The organism is Variovorax sp. GrIS 2.14 (assembly GCF_046115955.1).
Classification (GTDB): Bacteria; Pseudomonadota; Gammaproteobacteria; order Burkholderiales; family Burkholderiaceae_C; genus Variovorax.
In genome coordinates, this window is sequence record NZ_JBJXIA010000013.1 from 1 (window position 1) to 18,719 (window position 18,719).

An 18,719-nucleotide genomic window follows, 5' to 3' on the forward strand; every position below is an offset into this window, starting at 1 on the left:
CTGCTCAAATAAACAGCAGGGTAGGTTGAACACCTGGCTCACTTTTAATTCGGCGCTACCCGCATAACTGGCTCATTTTCCGGTCGGCGCCAACACCGTAGACCCTCTGACTTCGAAATATGTTGCACACGGCAAGGCGATTACCGATCACCTTGCGCCAATCAACGCAACCATGTTCTTGAGCACTGGGATTCTCGTACCGGTGATGGACTTCGTGCGGCCTCGCTTTCCTTACATCAACTATGTCACTGGGGCCGTGGTTCTCTTCTTCGTCTTGCTTTGCATGATGAAGCTGGCGAAGGTGCCAAAAGACAAGGTCATCCCCAGCAGCTTTGTGCTGAGCGCATTCGTCTGCATGTGTGTCTTTTCTGTTGGTTCATTGGCTAGCGCAAGGCACGCCGCGCAGGGCGGCTACATCGCAGCAAGCAGTGAGGACGCGAAAGCTCTTCAGTCCAATCTTCTGAACATTGAGAGGCAAAACGCTGACATCCTTGGCGAAATCAGAGGCCTGCGTTCGGGGAAGAGCACCGACCCTCGAGTCGAGCTTTCCAATATCGGCGTGAAGTGGAGCGAGAGCGAATTCATTGCGGCTTCCATCCGTGGCGACCTCAGAGTCCTTGAACTTTTTCTTCAAGGTGGCATGCCGGTGCATCTGCAATCGTCCGACTATAAATACAGCTTGGCACAGTACATCGTGGCGAGAAATTCGCCCAACATGAAAGCGCAACTGGCCTTGTTGCAAAAGTACGGCTTTGACCTGAGTTCGCCTACTTCGGTTAAGCAAACCCCAGACAAAGATGGTCCGCCCAACCTCTACTACTACGCCCGTGAGCAAGCCATGGACGAGCCTGCGCGCGTTCTCGCAGAGTTGGGCGTTCAAAGCGCAGGCTATGACGAATGGAAGCAAAAGAGACCGTCAGCGAAGAAGGCGGTCGACTTCGGCATCTGATGAGCAGCACAGAATTTCTAACTGAAGGGAGCAGCATTGAAAAACACCATCCACACCGAGAAATCGCACGTGGCTACTCAACACGCCAACGGCGATACCACGCTGACCTTCAAGCGGCCCATGAACGGAGCGATGGGATGCGGGCTCGTCATAGGCTTTTTCATCCTCCTGGCTTGTTTGTTGTTCGCCGTGATGATCATGTCAGGCCGCAACTCAGGAGGTTTCGGTGCGTTGTTTTTGGGCGTTACGGCACTGGTGGGCTACGCGCTTTATCAGATGAAGAAAAGCTTCACGACTGTGTCCGTCAGGGTTGTTGCTAATCAAGGCATCAAGACCATGAACGGCGATCTACCGTTTACTGACATTCGCGGTTTCGATACCTCCACGGAAAGCAATACCACCTACGCGAGAGCCTTGACGGACAAAGGGCCAGCTCGCATCTGTGTGGTCGATAACTCAGGCGGCACGGAGGTCATTGCCACCCTTGAGCAGTACTGGCGAGCTTGGACAAAATCGAACATGCCTACCTAGCGGCAGACTACTGATAGACAGCAACACTCCCAAAAAAGCCCGCGACTTGCGGGCTTTTTTGTTGCGTAGCGCACGGCTAGTGTGCCGAAAATTGGATGTCGAAGGACAGCCTGTCAATCGCTGCCTTGAACACATGCAACGGCTTCACTTCTTCTTGGTAGTTCGTGAAGTGCGGGCTAGAGAAATCAACCCGCTTCTGCTCGTAGTGGCCGACCAGCCCCATCAACACTGCAGGATGCACCCCGAGGTTCGTCATTCGACTGATGAACGTTCCACGGAACGAGTGAAAGACCTTGCGCTGTTCCATGATGCCGACCTTCTCCAGATACTGGCCGAAGCGCCGCGAGCAGTTGCGAGAGTAACCGTTCTTGCCGGGCAAGATGTGCGGGAAAAGTTGGACGTGTCCTGCGGCTTTGACCTTCTCCACATATTTCAAAAATCCCGATTCCACGACGCGTTCGTGTAGCGGCACCTGCCGGACGGAATTCAAGTTTTTGTCCTTGACGATATCCAGATACCAGATGCCGCCGTCCTCTTGAATCTGCGACACCCTGAGATTGGCCAGCGTCTCAATGCGCGCGCCGGTGTAGAGCCCGAGGAACGGTACCCAGAGGTAGTCGGGTTCGTTCATGAATTCGGCGTATCCCGGGTTCTCAAAAATGAGCTTCAGATCCTTGTCGGAGAACGCCAGATAGCTCTGGGTTGCAGCCCTCAGTTTGGCCTTGTTTGAAACACCGAGCTTGTCGAAAGGGTTGGACCCAAAGTAGAGCTTGTTGTTGATGGCGTAGCTGAAAAGGTCCTTCATGTACGACATCTTCTTGTTGATGCTTGGCGCCTTCGCCCCGTCCGAGACCATGCGATTTTTGAAGCTGACAGCGGGTTCGTCGCCAAGTGCGTTGATGTCGCTGTCGGAAAAAAGCCGGGCGTACTCGTTGTACGTGGACTGCTTTTCTTCAATCGTCTTGCGGGTGTTGTCCAACTTCTTTTCGGCGAGGTAGAGGCTGACAACCTCGCTGAAAATCTTCGTTCTGGCCTTTACGGGGGCGCCGGGGGCCTGTTGGGAGGCATGGACAGCCCCCGACGGCGGCATGCAGAGACTGGCTCTCACCTCCTCGATTTGCCTTGAGCTTTCGCTGAGAAACTGCTGAATGCTCCCGTTGGCAAGCAATTCCTTGAGCCGCTCAAAGTCTTCGGCTGTGTTCACGTTCTTGATCTCAAAGCCCGAAGGGAACGTGAGATCAAGTTTGCGAAAAGGCATGGCGCGGCCAAGGTGGAAGTGGAGTGCCAGCAGTTTAGCTGTGGCCCATTCCTTGGTGCGTAGGGAAGTACGCACCTCCCGGCCGTCCCGGTAGTTGCGTAAGTAGTAGACCCCGTGCCGGGATTTCAGCACGTTCGGTAGTCTGTTCATTGGTGGAGACCGTGTCACTGACCGTCTCACCGAATGAATCAAGCCTTGATTTTTCCCTTTAAAATCAACGACTTACTAAGATGGTGGCTCTTCACGGATTCGAACCGCGGACCTGTGGATTATGATTCCATCGCTCTAACCGACTGAGCTAAAGAGCCGAGCCCGATATTATAGCCGGCTCGTGAACACTTCGACAATCGACCCCGAATGGCAACGCCGTCCGTACAAGCTCAGGTGAAAATTGCCCGATGCTCGCGCCCACCCTCGAAGCGGACCCCGCTACCCCGACCACCCCCGACGCCATGGGGGACGATCAATTGATGCTCGCCTATGCGGCAGGCGACGCGGCCGCTTTCGACATGCTCTATGCACGTCATGAAAACGCGCTGTATCGCTTCGTCAAGCGCTTGCTGGGGTTGCGTTTGTCGGCCGAGGTCGACGAGGTGTTCCAGGACACGTGGCTGCGCATAGTGGCGGCACGCGCCAGCTTTTCCGCGCAAGGCGCGGCGTGGCGTACCTGGGCCTTCACCATCGCCCACAACCTCGCGATGGACCGCTTGCGCGTGAGCGGACGCGAGGTGCAGTTCTATGCCCACGACGAAGACGGCGATGGCCTCGAAGCCGGACGGCTGTTCAGCCGCGGCTTGCTGAACGAAGGTGCGTCACCTTCCGATACGGCCCATCCGTCGGCCGAAGAAATCGCTTTCTGGCGTGCTGCGGGCCGGCGTCTGCTGGCCTGCCTGGATGAGTTGCCCGACGATCAACGCGCTGCGTTTTTGTTGCATCACGAAGATGGCTTCACGGTCGAGGCGCTGGCCGATGCGCTCGACACGCACTTCGAAACGGTGAAGAGTCGATTGCGCTATGGCATCAAGAAATTGCGGGAGTGCATGGAGCGCTACTTGTCCGTGCTGAGGGTTCGCAAATGAGCGACGAACCGATGGGCAATGTGGCCTTCCCCGACGAGTTCGATGATCCGGTGCTCCGGCGTGCGCTGCAGAACGCTCCCGATGCCGCTGTCGCGCCGGACTGGCGGATTCGCCGGACCATTCAGCAGCGCGCGCGGGAGGCGGTCGAGCCGCGCGACGAAGACATTTCGCTGGCGCCGATGGTTCCGCTGTGGAAGCGCCTGCTGGGTATCGGTGGCGAAAGCGGTCGCAGCCGCCTGCCATGGAACGCTGCTTTTGCGACCGTGCTTGTCGGGGTCATCGTGACCGCACTGTGGCAGCACGAGCCGGTGCCCGAAGCGCGGCTCGACAGCGAAACGAAGTCGAGTGCGGCGCCGACGGCCCGTGAAGCTGCAAACACGCTTCCACCGGAGCCCTTAGACACCACGCCGATGCCGGGACTGGAGCCTCGCAACGCAGCGCCCGCGCCACCCCCGGTCGAGGCGCCTCAGGAGCCTTCGACGACGTCTGTTCCGGCCCCGACGCCAGGCACGTCGACGGAGACGGCCGCAGCAACTGCGACGCCTGCGCCACCAGCGATTTTCGAGCCTGCGCCTGCAGTCGTTTCGCCACCCCCCAAAGTCGAAGCTTCGCCAGCGCCAGCGCCAGCGCCAGCACCGGTACCGGCACCGGCACCGGCACCGGAGCGGGCTCGCGAGCCGAAGGCGGCTGCGGCCGACCTTGAGAGTTCGTCGAAGCGCGCGGAGGCCGAGCAAGCGCCGCCGCGCGCAGTGCTCAAGCTGGAGCCGATACCGACGGCACCGGCGCAATCCATTGCACCAACAGCAACACCTGCCGCTGCCGCGAAGTCACGGGATTCCAGCACCGCCGATCAGCCGGCGGCTGGCGCTTCACCGCCTGTCGGTGCAGCAACACCCGTGCTGCCCGGTACGCCCGGTGCAGCCGCAGCGCCTCCCGCACGCGCGGCCAAAGCCGCACCGACATCGACGGTACGCACTGAAGCCACCGACCCGCCGACCTTCGCCGCGCTGTCCCAGTGGACGCGGCTCACCATCGCGCAAAGCGCTGGCGAAACGCGCAGCCTGTCGCGCGCCGAAGGACGTGAGTTGCTGCCGCTGATCGGCTCTGCGGCGATCACTGCCGTGGGCGCGCAACGCTTCGTTGGCGGGGCCGAGTGGCGACTGACGTTCGAGCGTGACGGCAAAGTACTGGCGGTGCTCGAACTCGCGCGAGAGCAGGTGCGTTGGCGTGAAGGTACGGCGCCACCGGCCACGGGTTCGCCGTCGGCAGGGTCGCTCGCGGCATTGGTGCGCTCATTAGCGGAGGCGGTTGCGCCAGCGCCGCGAGCCGATCCGGCACCTCCGGCTGCTCCTGCGGCAGGTTCACCGCCAGGTGCGACATCAGCGGAAGCCCCGCGATAAGCGGCGGAGCAATGGCTTCGGGCGCGGGCGGTACCGACTTCAGGCGTTCTTGAAGTCGGCCTTGCGCTTGCCGACGAAGGCGTCCATGCCTTCTTTCTGATCGTTCGTCGCGAACAGCGCATGGAACAGCCGGCGCTCGAACATCACGCCATCCGACAGCCCGCTCTCGAACGCGCGATTCACCGATTCCTTGGCTGCCATCACCGCGATCTGCGAGAAATCAGCGATGACCAACGCGGCGCCGAGTGCTTCGTCGGCCAGCTTGTCGAACGGCACGATGCGGCTTACCAGCCCGGCGCGTTCGGCTTCGGTCGCGTCCATCATGCGGCCGGTCAGTGCCATGTCCATCGCCTTGCTCTTGCCGACTGCCCGCGGCAGACGCTGCGTGCCGCCCGCGCCGGGAATCACACCGAGCTTGATTTCAGGCTGACCGAACTTGGCGTTGTCGGCCGCGATGATGAAGTCGCACATCATCGCGAGCTCGCAGCCACCACCGAGTGCAAAGCCGCTCACTGCCGCGATCACCGGCTTGCGGATGGTGCGGATGGTTTCCCAATTGCGCGTGATGTAGTCGCCCTTATAGGCGTCCACGAAACTGAATTTGGCCATGGCGCCGATGTCGGCGCCGGCCGCGAACGCGCGCTCGCTGCCGGTGATGATCATGCAGCCGATGGCTTCGTCGGCGTCGAACGCCTTGAGAGCCGCGCCGAGCTCGGTCATGAGCGCGTCGTTGAGTGCGTTGAGGGCTTTGGGTCGGTTCAGCGTGACGATGCCGACCTTGCCGGCTTCGGTGCGGACTTCGATGTTTTCGTAGCTCATGGTGTCTCCGTTGGCGATGAAAAAGTTTCGGGGAAAAGGCTGCGGGTCACTATAGCGAAGCCTCTGCGAACACGTGCGTTGGATGCGACACTGCCAGACCACTCCGGCAACCAAGACCGACCACGATGAACCTGCTTATTTCTTCCCTTCTTTGCGTGCATCTGCTCGCCGCCGCGTTTTGGGTCGGCGGCATGGCGACGATGCACTTCGCCGTCCGTCCTGCCGCTGTCGCAGTGCTGGAACCACCGCTGCGCTTGCCGTTCATGGCGGCAGCGCTCGGACGTTTTCTGGGCTGGGTCGGTGGCGCGATCGTGTTGTTGCTGCTCACCGGTTTCGCGATGGTCGCCATGGCCGGTGGTTTCGCGCGGGTGCACTGGAGCGTTCACGCGATGCTGGCGTTGGGGCTGGTGATGATGGCGATGTACGGCCACATCCGCTTCGCCGGATTTCCGAAGCTGGCGCGTTTCGTGGCGTCACGCGATTGGCCGGCCGCCGGCAAGGCGCTCGCCACCATCCGCATGCTCGTCGCGATCAACCTCGCGCTGGGCGTGCTCGTGTTCGTGATCGCGGTGGTCGGCCGCGTTATGTAGACGACGCTGGCCGTGGTCGACTCAAGTCGACGGTTCGCCTAGCTTCCGGTCAGCCACTTCGTCGTCAACGCGGCATCCTTGGCGAAGAGGCGCCATGTCGTCACGCCTGTCGGCAGCGTGAGCGGCAGACGCAGCAGGCGACGGTCACGCGCGACGATGGCGATCATCTTTTTCTGCGGCCCGAGGTAGAGCGCCAGGTCTTCGATCTTCGTGATGCGCCAGGCCTGCGTCGGCTGCCCTTTGCGCGTCGGCAGTTCGATACCGATCCATTCGTCGTGCGCCGCGAAGCCGGCGGCTTCTGCAGCGCCGCCGCGCAGCACCACCTTGACCTGCACGCTGCCGTTGGTCTCCGTCACGCGCAGGCCGAGTTCCTGCGCGCGCTGCGCCGGGTCATCGAGCGTGGCGATGCCGTGTGCGCGCAGCAAGCCCGACAACGGCAGCTCGTCGGTCGAGTGCACCCATTGCGCGATCTCGCTTGCATACGAACGCCCGCCCACTGATGCGAGCGCTTTTGCTACATCGGCTTCTTCGATCGGGCCGCCAGCACTTTTCGTCCACAACAAACGCATCACGTCGTCGAGCGTGCCCTTGCCTTCGCTGCGCAGCGTCAGGTCGAAGCACATCGCGACCAGCGCGCCCTTGGTGTAGTAGCTGACCGTGCCATTGGGTGTCTGCTCGTCCTGCCGGTAGTACTTGACCCAGGCGTCGAAACTGGCGGCCGCGACCGACTGAACCAGCCGGCCCGGCGTCTGCATGACCTGGTTGATGGTCTTGTTGATGAGGCGCAGATAGGTCGCGTCGTCGATGCGGCCGGCGCGGCGCAGTAGCAGGTCGTCGTAGTAGCTGGTGAAACCTTCGAAGAGCCACAGCAACTGCGTGTGGTTTTCGCGGGTGTAGTCGTAGCGCGCGAACTCGGCGGGGCGCATGCGCTTCACATTCCAGGTGTGGAAGTACTCGTGACTAATGAGTCCCATCAACGTGGTGTAGCCCTCGGGCTGCTTCTTCGCGCCGAGTTGCGGCAGATCGCGGCGCGTGCAGATCAGAGCGGTCGAGTGCCGGTGTTCGAGGCCGCCATAACCATCGTCGACCGCGTTCAGCATGAAGACGTAGCGGTTGAACGGGAGCTTCGTGCCGCCGCGCTTGCCAACCTTGTCGCCGTGCCAGAAACGCATCTCGGTTTCGCAGATGGCTTTGGTGTCGGCGATGAGCCGTTCGCTGTCGAACGACGCTGTCGCACCGGCGACGACGAAGCGGTGCGGCACGCCGCAGGCTTCGAACTCGCCGCTCCAGAACGCGCCCATTTCGAAGGGGTTGTCGGCCAGTTCGTCGTAGTCGGCAGCCTCGTAAGTGCCGAAGCCCTGCTTGTCGACCGTTGCGCCGACCAGCGCGGTCACGCAAGACCAACGCGCATGTCCAGGCAAAAGTTTGGGCGCGAGGACTTCGATCGCATGCGGCGTATCGGTCTGGGCATCGACCCGCAGGCACAGGCTCGTGCCGTTGAAAAAGCCGCGGTCGACGTCGAGCCACGCGGTGCGCACCGAGTTGTCGTATGCACACACTTCATAGCGAAGCACCAATGGCTGACCAGGCGTGCAATCGACTTCCCATGTGCACTTGTCGAGTTGCGCGATGCCGATGTTGCGGCGCCCTTGCTTCGCGTAGAGACCTTGCAGGTTCTTGGCGAACTCACGAACCAGATAGCTGCCCGGAATCCACACCGGCAGCGACACGCGTTGGTGCGGCGCCGGCCGATCGATGGTGAGGGTGACCGCAAACAGATGTGCATTGCGATCGGCGCATTCGACGCGATAGTGAATGGCCGCTGCAGTTGCAGTTGCAGTTGCCGCGCTCCGGGGCGCGCCCATCAATTGGCTGCGCTGAGTTTCTGCTCGACCTGCGCTGCAGGAATGGCGCCCGGTGCGCGCGAGCCGTCGCTGAAGATCAACGTCGGCGTGCCGGTGATGTTGTACTTGCGGCCGAATTCGACATTACGTTGCACGGCGGCGACATCGCAGTCGGCGCTGGCCGCATCGGGCTTGACCTCGCTCGACATCCAGTCGTTCCAGCTTTTGACCTTGTCTTTGGCGCACCAGATATTGCGCGCCTTGGCAGTCGAGTCCGCACCGAGCACCGGATACAGGAAGAGATAGACCGTCACGTTGTCGACCGTTTTCAGGTCACGCTCGAAGTGCTTGCAGTAGCCGCAGTTGGGATCTTCGAAAACCGCCAGCTTGCGCTTGCCGTTGCCGCGCACGATCTTGAAAGCGTCGTTTACGGGCAGCTTGTCGAATGCGACCTCGCTGAGCTTTTCGACCCGCGCTTCGGTCAGGTTCTTGCGCGCCTTCACATCGATGAGATTGCCTTGCAGCAGGTAGTTGCCCTGCTCATCGGTGTAGAAGATTTCGGCGCCGTTGATGCGGACTTCGTACACGCCAGGCATCGGCGATTTGGAAACCTCGTCGATCTTCGCGAACTGCGGAATGCGCGCCGCGAGGTTCTTTCGGATTTCGGCTTCGCCGGCCAGCGCATTGAAGCTGGCGAGCAGGGCAGCGCCGAAGCCGAAGACGGCAAGAAATTTGCAAGCGAGTTTCATGAGAGAACCGTTTAAATCGTTGAGTGAGTGTGATGCCGGAAGGCGTCAGGGAAGGCCCATTGCCTGCCGGGCGATCCACTGTTTGACGAACCGCGTGCGATCGAATCCACGCATGCCCCAGTTGCGCAGTGCCGGCAGCGGCTCCGTGCGATGCGCGAAGAGTTGCTGCAGCGCGTCGGTCGCGAGGCTCATCGACAGCACGTCGGTGCGACGGGCGCGCTCGTAGCGGCGCAGCAGACGCGCATCGCCGACGCCCCGCCAATACTCGCGGCCCTTCAATACCGAGGCCAGTTCGGCCGCATCGGCCAGGCCGAGATTGAGCCCCTGGCCCGCGAGCGGATGCACCGTGTGCGCCGCGTCACCCGCCAGCGCCCATGCCTTGCCGTCGGCCATCGTGCCGCTCCAGCGATCGGCGATGGCGCGCTGCAGGGGCCAGGCGGCACGCTCGCTCGTCAGCGTCAAAGCACCCAACGCGTCTTGACTGGCTTCGCGCACCGCCGTGGCGAAGTCGTCTGCGCTCAGGGCCAGCAACGCCGGCGCGCGCAGTTGGTCGACCGACCACACCAGCGCCAGCGAGCGACTACCGGGGCCGCCGACCGGCAGCAATGCCAGCACCTCGCCGCGGTCGTCGAACCACTGGCGGGCGATCTCCCCGTGCGGTTGTTCGGCTTCGAGTCGCGCGGCGATCGCATGTTGCGGGTAGCGCGTGACCTCATATCGCACGCCGAGTGCGTCACGTGTCGTGCTGACCTTGCCCTCGCACACCACCGTGAGCGCTGCCGCCACCGGCTCGGCCACGATGTCGATGCGTGGCTGAAAGCGGACCGCATCGCTCAGCTGGCGTTCCAGCGCCGGCACGTCGACGATCCAGGCCAGCGCATCGACCTTTTGGCTCGGGGCGCTGAACTGCACGCGACCACCTCCGTCGCCGTTGACCTGCATCTCGCGGACCTGGGTCGCGTGCTGCGCATCGGGCCAGGCGCGGAGTTCTTCGAGCAAGGTCCGGGAAGCGGCATTGAGCGCATAGGCGCGCACGTCTTCGTGCGGGTTCGGCAGTTGCGGCGCCACGAGCGCCACCCTGACGCGTTCGCGCGCCAGCAACAGCGCCAGCGTGCGGCCGACGATGCCGGCGCCGCGAATACAGACTTCGGGGGGAAGAGACATCGGCGGATTGTAGGAGTTGCCTCCCGCTGCCGTGCGCTGCGGGACAATCGGAGATTCGCGTCTTTTCGTGACGTTTTCAAGGAAACCGCCGTGACTTCACCCAACGCCGCTCCGCTTGCCGACCTGGCGGCTTTCGACGTTCGCGCCACCATCTCGCGCCTGTTCGTCTATCCGATCAAATCCTGTGCCGGCGTCGAACTCCCCGAAGTCCTGCTTACCGAAGCGGGACTTGAATTCGACCGCGCCTGGATGGTGGTCGATGCCGCCGGTGTGTTCGTCACACAGCGCGAGCTGCCGCGGATGGCGCTCGTCAGGCCGCAGATGAAGCAGATGGAAATGGTGCTTCGCGCCCCCGGAATGCTGGCACTCCACATCGCATTCGATCGGGTCGAAGGTCCGGTGCGGGTCACGGTCTGGAACGACGAGGTGGCCGCCTACGACATGGGTGATATCGCCGCGCAGTGGTTCAGCGACTTCCTGTCGGAGCCCGGCAAGCCCCGGCAACTCAGGATGGTCCGCTTCGACCCCGAGCAAAAGCGCCTGTCGAACATGAAGTGGACCCGAGGCGTGGAAGCGACCAACCAGTTCGCCGACGGCTTCCCGCTGCTGATCACCAGCGAAGCATCGCTTGCCGAACTGAACGAGAAGCTGGTGGCCGCCGGGCATGGCGCGGTCGGCATGGAGCGATTCCGCCCGAACATCGTGCTGGCCGGCATCGAGGCGCAGGACGAAGACCGGGTCGACACTTTCCATGTCGCTACCGCACCCGACGCACGGGCCTTGCTGCAGCCCGCGAAGCCGTGCCCGCGCTGTCCCATTCCGGACATCGACCCCGCCACCGCCGTGTCGACGCACGAGGTTGGCGACACGCTATCGACCTACCGGCAAAACGATCGGGTCGACGGCGCCATCACTTTCGGCATGAACTGCATCGTGCTGCAGGGCGGGACCGAGGGCGCCGAGCAGGTGCTGAAAGTGGGCCAGCCGGTCGGTGCCAACTACGTCTTCGGATAGGTCGGGCGCAGCCTCGACTCCTCAGAACGTCACTCCGGCACACAACACGATGTTGGCGTAAGGCGTGCACTCGCCCGTGCGCACCACCACCTTGGCGCGCGCGCACAAGCGCTTGAGCTCCTCGTGCGAGATCATTTCGGGCGCGATGGCCAACTGACCGGCACACCAGGCTGGCAGCACGTGGCCTGCACCGGCGTCGATCGCTTCCCGCGCGATCATGGCGCGCTCAACCTGCATCTCCGACAGCACGGCCCTGAGCACGTCGGCGAGTCGGGGCACGCCCGGTGTGACCGCCAGGTCGATGCGGCGCGGGCCATCGGGAATCGGCAGACCGGCGTCGGCGAGTACGACCATGTCGCCGTGACCCAGGCGGGCGATCGATTGCGACAGTTCGGGATGGAGTAGCAAAGTGCGTTTCAAAGTGGTGTCCATGCGGGTGGCAAGGCACTGCGCAACACGGCGCTGCGCAGCGGGATGGAAGGTTGAGCGCCGGGCTGCGTGATGCACAGCGCTGCGGCCCGGATGCCCAGGCTAACGCCCTCGTCCAGTGACGCGCCGGAGGCGAGAGTTACCGCCAGCGCACCTAGAAAAGTGTCGCCGGCTGCGGTGGTGTCGACCGTCTCCACGGGGAGTGTCGGATGGTGGCGCGCACCGTCCGCATCGACGGCCACGGCGCCGCTGGCGCCCAGCGTGACCACCACGCGTGCAACGCCGCGTGCACGCATCGACTCGCCAGCCATGGCGGCATCGCGCGGGCTCTCGACCAGTCGGCCCGAAAGCGTTTTCGCCTCGACCTCGTTGACCACCAGTGTGTCGATCAGCGGCCACAGCGCGTCATCGATCGGTTGCACCGGCGACGGGTTGAGCAGCACGCGGCAGCCGGCGCGATGGGCCGCAGTCATCGCACGCGCGACTTGCGCAATGGGGGTTTCGAACTGTGCGATGAGGAACGCCGTACCGTGCAGCCGTGCTGCCAGCGCCACGTCGTCGATTTCCACACGCGCGTTGGCGCCGGCAATCACCACGATGCGATTCTGGCCCGTGTCCTCGACCATGACCAGTGCGGTGCCGGTGGGCGCTGAGGCATCGGTGGTGACCGCCGAGGTGTCGATGCCGTCCTGCTGCAGCGCCTTGCGCAACGCCTCGCCGTTCGCGTCTGCACCGACGCAGCCGACCAGGCTGACAAGCGCACCCTGGCGCGCGCAACTCACTGCTTGATTGCCGCCTTTGCCACCGGGAATGCTGTGGATCGAATGGCCCTGCAGCGTCTCGCCTGCAGCGGGCGCGTGCGGCACTCGCACCACCAGGTCCATATTGAGACTGCCCAGCACGACGATGCGCGGCGGTCCTGAGGATGAGGTCGGAATCATGGCGGGCCTGCAAGCATCCTGGCCGTCGATGCGCGCACGCGCAATTCGGGTTGCAGCACCACCTTGCGTGGCTCCTGCCGGCGCTGGCTGACGCGCTCCAGCAGCATGTCCACCGCCAGTGCGCCGATGTGATCCTTGGGTTGGGCGACGGTGGTGAGCGGCGGGCTGGTGTAGCCCGACAGTTCGATGTCGTCGAAGCCGACGATCGACAGTTCGTCCGGTACCCGGACGCCGGTCTCGTGCGCGGCGCGCAACGCGCCGATCGCCATCAGGTCGTTGCACGCGAAGACAGCGGAAGGGGGCTGGTCGGTGCGCAGGATCGCATGCATCGCCTCGTAGCCGCCCTGGCTGGTGAAGCCGCCGCGCCACAACAGCGTGGTGGCGCCGGGCGCCGCACCGCTCTCCGCCAGCGCCATGCGCCAACCCTCGATGCGCTGCTCGCTCGGCATCACGCCGGCTGGGCCGCCGATGCAGGCAATCTGCCGATGGCCGAGCGACAGCAAATGCCGCACGGCGAGCAACCCGCCCTGCATGTGTGCGGTCTCGACGAGGTCGCACGTCGGATCGGCGATCTCGCGATCGACCAGCACGATCGGCAACCTGATGCCGCGCAGTTGGGTGACCAGCGAATCGTCGTCTCCGGTGGACACCACGATCAGGCCGTCGATACGTCGTTCGGCCAGCACCTTGAGGTACACGCTCTGCCGATGCGGCTCATCGTCGGTGTTGCAGAGAATCAGCGTGTAGCCGGCGGCGAAGCAGCGGTCTTCGACGATGCGCACGATCTCGGCGAAGTACGGATTGGAGCTGTTCGGGATCAGCATCCCCAGCGTGGAGGTGGTGTTGCTTTTCAGGCTGCGCGCCACGGCGCTCGGCACATACCCCAGCGCGCGTATGGCGGCCTGCACGCGTTCGCGGCCTTGCGCGCTGACGTGGCGGGTGTCGTTCAGCACGTGCGACACCGTGGTGATCGATACCCCGGCGTGCAGCGCAACGTCTCTGATGGTGGCCATGGTCGTTTCTGCCGTCAGACCGCGCCGGCGCGGCGCTGGCGCAGCGTGTCGATGATGACGGCGACCACGATCACGCACCCGGTCACGATGCGTTTGCTCGGCTCGCTGGCGCCCACCTGGGCCAGCCCGGCCTCGAGCACCGCGATGATGAGCACGCCGAAGAAGGTGTTGACCACCGAGCCCCGACCGCCCATCAGGCTGGTGCCGCCGATGACCACGGCGGCGATCACCTGCAGCTCGATGCCGACGCCGGCGTTCGGATCGGCGGCCTCGAGGCGGGCCGACTGCATCAGCCCCGCCAGACCTGCGAGCAACCCGGTGAGTGCGAACACGATGATTCGGATCGGCCGCGGGTCGATGCCTGCCAGCCGCATCGCCTCTTCATTGGTGCCGATGCCGACCACGTAGCGACCGAACACGGTCCGCGTCAGCAACGCCTGTGCGATCGCGACCAGCACCACCGCTATCACGAACGCCGCCGAGATGCCGCCGATCCAGGGAGTCGCGAGCCCTGAGATCGCATCGCCGACGTACTGGGTGCGCGAGTTGGTGACCAGATAGGCGCCGCCGCGGACCGCTTCGAGCATGCCGAGCGAGACGATGAACGACGGCAACCGCCACGCGACCGAGACCGAGCCGGTGACCGCGCCGCAGGCCAGGCCGGCGAAGAGCCCCAGCGCCGCAGCGGCCGGAACGGGCCAGTGCCATTGCAGGATCGCCGCGGTGGTGATCGCAGCACTCAGCGCCAGCACCGAGCCGACCGACAGGTCGATGCCCGCGATGATGAGCACGAAGGTCATCCCCACCGCCATCACGAGCAATGCCGGTATTTCGTTGGCGATGGTGATGAAGGTTTCGCGCGTCAGGAAATACTCGCTCAGGCTGCCGAACAGGGCGACCATGCCGACCAGCACCGCAGCGAGGCCGAGGTACGTGCCGAGCTGGCCGCGCAGCGTGGCGCCGCGGGTCGCTGCCGTGGCGGCGGGCTGCGCGTCAGGCGCAGAAACGGGTTTGGCTGCAATCGGATTCATGGCGTTCAGGGAAGACCGGTCAAGCCGGCAGGCTGGAAAGTTGTGTGACGGGCTTTGCCGTCGTGTCGCTGAATGCAGCAGCGAGCAACGACTGTTCGGTCCACTGACCACGCTCGAAAATCGCGACGAGCCGGCCCGCGCTCATGACGCCGATGCGATCGCACATGGCCATCAGCTCGCGCAAATCGCTCGACACCATCAGCAGTGCCTTGCCGGCGTCTGTCATGCGGTCGAGTTCGGTATACAGGTCGGCGCGGGCACCCACGTCGACGCCGCGCGTCGGCTCGTCGAGCAGCAGCACACGGCATTCGCGATGGAGCCAGCGCGCGAACACCACCTTCTGCTGATTGCCGCCACTCAAGGTGGCCACCGGCTGTTCGATGCTGCGCGAGCGTATGCGCAGCACGTCGACCCACCGCTGTGCGATCGATCGTTCCTTGGCCGGCTGAAGCCACCCGCCTCGCGACACGGCGCGCAGGTCGCTCAAGGTCGTGTTGACGCGGATCGATTGCGGCAGCAGCAGCCCTTGCGATTTCCGGTCCTCGGTCACGAGCCCGATGCCGGCGCGAATGGCCTGCATCGGCGAACGCCAACCAGGCCGGATGTGCTGCACCGGCGCTGTGCCGCCGGATGCCGGCGTCTCGCCGTGCAGGGCGATCTCGCCGCGGTCGGCCTTGTCTGCGCCGAACAGCAGGCGCACCAGTTCCGTTCGGCCCGAGCCGACCAATCCGGCAAGCCCCATGATTTCGCCGGCATGCAGCGTCAGATCGACGTCGCGCACCGTCTGCGCGCGGCCGAGGCCGGTCGCCTGCAACAGCACCCGACCGGCCGGGCGGCGTGGACGTCCTTCGTGTTCATGGACCGCGCGGCCGACCATGCGTTGCACCAGTTCGGATTCACGCACACCCGCCATCGCGCGCACGTCGACCAGCCGGCCGTCACGCAGCACGGCGACCCGGTCGGCAATGCGCTGCAGCTCCTCCAATCGATGCGACACATAGACGATGGCGACGCCACGTGCTTTGAGCAAATCGATTTGTTCGAACAGGTGCGAGGTTTCGCGCGGCGTCAGCATCGCCGTCGGTTCGTCCAGCACCAGAACGCGCGTGTCGTCCTGCAGGTTGCGTGCGATCTCGACCATTTGCTGCTGGCCGATGCCCAGGCGCGCGACCGGCGTGCCGGGATCGATGCCCTGCATCCCGATCTTGGCCAATTGGCGCGCAGCGAGTGCGTGCAGTTCGCTGCGTCGGACCCAGCCGGCGCGATGGGGCAAGCGATCGAGCAGCAGGTTTTCGGCGACGGACAGCGTTGCCACCAGGCCGAGTTCCTGCATCACCATACGGACGCCCTGGCGTTCCGCGTCGCGCCGCGATGCCGGTGAAAAGACGTTGCCGTCCAGGGCCATCGTCCCGCGCGTCGCGGTCACCAGGCCGCAGACGATCTTCGACAAGGTGCTTTTGCCGGCACCGTTCTCGCCGGTCAGTGCCAGCACCTCACCCGCGTGCAGCGCGAGCGACACGTCGTCGAGCACGGGCGTGGCGTAGTCCTTGCCCAGTGACTCCAGCGTCAGGAGCGGGGCGACGGCGGCCAGCGGCATGGCGTGGTTACTTGGTCGTCTTGGTGACCAGCACCACGTCGGTCTTGACCTCGGCGGGCATCGCCGACTGGGGCTGCTTGGCGGCCAGCGCCTTGAGCGCGGTCTCGATTCCAAACACCGCCTGCTTCGCTGCGAACTGGTCGGCTGTGGCCAGCACGCGACCGTCGGCCAGCATGGGCTTGATGGCACCGATGTTGTCGTAGCCGACGACCAGTACCTTGCCGGTCTTGCCCGCGGCCTTGACTGCCGCCACGGCACCGAGCGCCATGCTGTCGTTGCCGACCAGCAGTGCTTTGAGGTCGGGGTGCTCGCGCATCATGCCGGCCGCTACGGTATTGCCCTTGTCGATCTCCCATTGGCCGGATTGCACGCCGACGACGGTGGCGCCGGCGGCCTTCATTGCATCCTGGTAGCCGAGCGTGCGCTGCTGCGCATTGAACGTGGTCGAGACGCCTTCGATGATGCCGACCTTGTCCCCGGCCTTCAGGCTCTTGGCCAGGTAGTCGCCGACCAGCTTGGCGCCGGCTCGGTTGTCGGGGCCGACGAAGGGCACCTGAATCGACTTTTCCTTCAGCGCGGCGGCGTCCAGCTGGTTGTCGATGTTGACGACGAGGATGCCCTTGTCGATGGCCGCCTTGATCACCGGAACCAGCGCTTTCGAGTCCGCCGGAGCGATCACCAGGGCATTGATTTTCTGCGCCACCATCTGCTCGACCATCTTGATCTGGGCCGCGGTGTCGGTTTCGTCCTTGATGCCGCTGGCCATCAACGTGTAGTCGGATGCGTGTGCTTTTTGATGCGCCTTGGCGCCGTCTTCCATGGTCTGGAAGAACTCATTGGCCAGCGACTTCATGACCAGCGCCACCTTGGGCTTGTCCTGTGCGAACGCAGGCGTCGCGGCGAGGGCGCCCAGCAGTGCCAGAACGGCGGTGGTTTGAATGGTGCGGCGAGTGAATTTCACGGTATGTCTCCTGAAAATGGATGGGCTCCGGTCTGTTGCCGGGACTCCGATCGTAGCCAAAGCAAACGTTTGCGCAAACGTTTGCGCGTCGGGTTTTACCCTTATGCTGCATGGGAAGCGCGCCCGGAATCCGCCGGAAGTCGCGCGACGTCGAAGCGTCGAGGTCCTCGCCTAAAATCGCGGGTTGATTCCAGAGGACCTCCATGAGTTTGCAATGCGGCATCGTCGGCCTGCCCAACGTCGGTAAATCCACCCTTTTCAACGCGTTGACCAAGGCCGGCATCGCAGCGGAAAACTATCCCTTCTGCACCATCGAGCCGAATGTCGGCGTGGTCGAAGTGCCCGACCCGCGGCTGGCGCAACTGAGCGAGATCGTGAAGCCAGAACGCATCGTTCCGGCCATCGTCGAGTTCGTCGACATCGCGGGCTTGGTGGCTGGTGCCAGCACCGGCGAAGGTTTGGGCAACAAGTTCCTGGCGCACATCCGAGAAACCGACGCCACCGTCAACGTGGTGCGCTGCTTCGACGACGACAACGTGATTCATGTGGCGGGCAAGATCGATCCGATCTCCGACATCGAAGTGATCCAGACCGAGCTGTGCCTGGCCGACCTCGCGACGGTAGAGAAGGCGCTGCATCGCCACGGCAAGACGGCGCGTTCGGGCGACAAGGAGTCCATCAAGCTGGTGGCCTTGTTGGAGAAATGCCAAACCGCGCTGAACGAGAACATCCCGGTTCGCGCACTTGAATTCACCAAGGACGAGCAGCCACTGGTCAAGTCGTTCACGCTCATCACCGCCAAGCCGGCGATGTTCGTGGGCAACGTGGCCGAAGACGGCTTCGAGAACAACCCGTACCTCGATCGACTGCGTGAATACGCCGACAAGCAGAAGGCGCCCGTGGTGGCCATCTGCGCCAAGATCGAAGCCGACCTGTCCGAGATGGACGACGAGGACAAGAAGATGTTCCTCGCCGAAATCGGCCAGGAAGAGCCGGGCCTGAACCGGCTGATTCGCGCGGCCTACCAGCTGCTCGGCCTCCAAACCTATTTCACCGCCGGCGTCAAAGAAGTGCGCGCCTGGACCATTCATATCGGCGACACGGGCCCGCAAGCGGCGGGCGTGATCCACGGCGACTTCGAAAAGGGCTACATCCGCGCCCAGACCATCGCCTTCAACGACTACATCGCCTTCAAGGGCGAGCAGGGCTCCAAGGACGCCGGAAAGATGCGCAGCGAAGGCAAGGAATACGTCGTCAAGGATGGCGACGTGATGAACTTCCTGTTCAGCTCCTGAACCGTTTGCAGCGCCACTGGCAGGGCTACTTTGCCGCTGCCTGTTGCATGCCCCA

The 18,719-nt window shown here is 63.7% G+C and carries 18 protein-coding genes and 1 tRNA gene; 7 read left to right on the plus strand and 12 right to left on the minus strand.

The genetic code is table 11. The annotated features are described in order from the left end of the window. The first annotated feature begins 172 nt into the window (after positions 1–172). Both RCH10_RS19340 and RCH10_RS19345 read left to right on the plus strand, forming a co-directional pair. A complete protein-coding gene (locus RCH10_RS19340; RefSeq protein WP_409053655.1) occupies positions 173–949 on the plus strand; it encodes a hypothetical protein in 777 nt (258 codons plus the stop codon). Between the two features lie 36 nt (positions 950–985). Further along, the gene (locus RCH10_RS19345) at positions 986–1,480 is read left to right on the plus strand and encodes a hypothetical protein (protein ID WP_409053656.1); all 495 of its coding nucleotides are present in this window, start codon (positions 986–988) and stop codon (positions 1,478–1,480) included. A gap of 76 nt (positions 1,481–1,556) precedes the next feature. On the opposite strand, the gene RCH10_RS19350 is transcribed toward RCH10_RS19345, so the two are convergent. After that, positions 1,557–2,870 (minus strand): site-specific integrase, encoded by a 1,314-nt coding sequence (locus RCH10_RS19350; RefSeq protein WP_409053657.1) that lies wholly within the window; start codon positions 2,868–2,870, stop codon positions 1,557–1,559. A 99-nt stretch (positions 2,871–2,969) separates the two neighbouring features. Beyond that, positions 2,970–3,046: transfer RNA gene (locus RCH10_RS19355), tRNA-Met, on the minus strand. 90 nt (positions 3,047–3,136) lie between these two features. Between RCH10_RS19355 and RCH10_RS19360 the strand changes: the two genes are divergently transcribed. Then, positions 3,137–3,817 (plus strand): sigma-70 family RNA polymerase sigma factor, encoded by a 681-nt coding sequence (locus tag RCH10_RS19360; protein WP_409053658.1) that lies wholly within the window; start codon positions 3,137–3,139, stop codon positions 3,815–3,817. Continuing rightward, entirely contained in the window at positions 3,814–5,217 is a 1,404-nt protein-coding gene (locus RCH10_RS19365; RefSeq protein WP_409053659.1) for a hypothetical protein, read from the plus strand. The genes RCH10_RS19360 and RCH10_RS19365 overlap by 4 nt, the downstream gene beginning before the upstream one ends. A 39-nt stretch (positions 5,218–5,256) precedes the next feature. Here RCH10_RS19365 and RCH10_RS19370 read toward each other — a convergent pair whose 3' ends face one another. Beyond that, complete coding sequence (locus tag RCH10_RS19370; protein ID WP_187053096.1) at positions 5,257–6,036, minus strand: enoyl-CoA hydratase; 780 nt, start codon at positions 6,034–6,036, stop codon at positions 5,257–5,259. Positions 6,037–6,161: 125 nt separating this feature from the next. On the opposite strand from RCH10_RS19370, the gene RCH10_RS19375 reads away from it, so the two are divergent. After that, on the plus strand, positions 6,162–6,626 hold the full coding sequence (locus tag RCH10_RS19375) for a CopD family protein (RefSeq protein ID WP_409053660.1): 465 nt from the start codon (positions 6,162–6,164) through the stop codon (positions 6,624–6,626). Positions 6,627–6,664: 38 nt separating this feature from the next. On the opposite strand, the gene RCH10_RS19380 is transcribed toward RCH10_RS19375, so the two are convergent. Genes RCH10_RS19380 through RCH10_RS19390 form a run of 3 tightly spaced genes read right to left on the minus strand, consistent with a single transcriptional unit; the run spans position 6,665 to position 10,383 of the window. Further along, positions 6,665–8,491, minus strand: a complete 1,827-nt coding sequence (locus tag RCH10_RS19380) for a M61 family metallopeptidase (protein ID WP_409053661.1) — start codon at positions 8,489–8,491, stop codon at positions 6,665–6,667. Then, complete coding sequence (locus RCH10_RS19385; protein WP_409053662.1) at positions 8,491–9,219, minus strand: DsbC family protein; 729 nt, start codon at positions 9,217–9,219, stop codon at positions 8,491–8,493. The genes RCH10_RS19380 and RCH10_RS19385 overlap by 1 nt, the downstream gene beginning before the upstream one ends. 45 nt (positions 9,220–9,264) lie before the next feature. Continuing rightward, complete coding sequence (locus RCH10_RS19390; RefSeq protein WP_323500164.1) at positions 9,265–10,383, minus strand: FAD-dependent monooxygenase; 1,119 nt, start codon at positions 10,381–10,383, stop codon at positions 9,265–9,267. Between the two features lie 90 nt (positions 10,384–10,473). On the opposite strand from RCH10_RS19390, the gene RCH10_RS19395 reads away from it, so the two are divergent. Next, positions 10,474–11,397: an MOSC N-terminal beta barrel domain-containing protein gene (locus RCH10_RS19395; protein WP_323495718.1), complete on the plus strand. Its 924-nt coding sequence runs from the start codon at positions 10,474–10,476 to the stop codon at positions 11,395–11,397. Positions 11,398–11,418: 21 nt separating this feature from the next. Here RCH10_RS19395 and rbsD read toward each other — a convergent pair whose 3' ends face one another. From rbsD to RCH10_RS19425, 6 genes are read right to left on the minus strand one after another with little or no spacing between them, the layout of a single operon-like run. Further along, positions 11,419–11,817, minus strand: a complete 399-nt coding sequence (gene rbsD, locus RCH10_RS19400) for a D-ribose pyranase (protein ID WP_323495717.1) — start codon at positions 11,815–11,817, stop codon at positions 11,419–11,421. Further along, positions 11,814–12,767, minus strand: coding sequence for a ribokinase (gene rbsK / locus RCH10_RS19405; RefSeq protein WP_409053663.1), 954 nt, complete (start codon positions 12,765–12,767; stop codon positions 11,814–11,816). The genes rbsD and rbsK overlap by 4 nt, the downstream gene beginning before the upstream one ends. Further along, positions 12,764–13,780, minus strand: a complete 1,017-nt coding sequence (locus tag RCH10_RS19410) for a LacI family DNA-binding transcriptional regulator (protein ID WP_409053664.1) — start codon at positions 13,778–13,780, stop codon at positions 12,764–12,766. Before RCH10_RS19410 ends, rbsK begins: the two co-directional genes overlap by 4 nt. 14 nt (positions 13,781–13,794) lie before the next feature. Beyond that, entirely contained in the window at positions 13,795–14,811 is a 1,017-nt protein-coding gene (locus tag RCH10_RS19415) for an ABC transporter permease (RefSeq protein ID WP_409053665.1), read from the minus strand. 19 nt (positions 14,812–14,830) lie between these two features. Then, entirely contained in the window at positions 14,831–16,408 is a 1,578-nt protein-coding gene (locus RCH10_RS19420; RefSeq protein WP_409053666.1) for a sugar ABC transporter ATP-binding protein, read from the minus strand. A gap of 7 nt (positions 16,409–16,415) precedes the next feature. After that, the gene (locus RCH10_RS19425) at positions 16,416–17,369 is read right to left on the minus strand and encodes a sugar ABC transporter substrate-binding protein (protein WP_409053667.1); all 954 of its coding nucleotides are present in this window, start codon (positions 17,367–17,369) and stop codon (positions 16,416–16,418) included. A gap of 203 nt (positions 17,370–17,572) precedes the next feature. On the opposite strand from RCH10_RS19425, the gene ychF reads away from it, so the two are divergent. Continuing rightward, a complete protein-coding gene (gene ychF / locus RCH10_RS19430) occupies positions 17,573–18,664 on the plus strand; it encodes a redox-regulated ATPase YchF (protein WP_409053668.1) in 1,092 nt (363 codons plus the stop codon). Positions 18,665–18,719 lie beyond the last annotated feature (55 nt).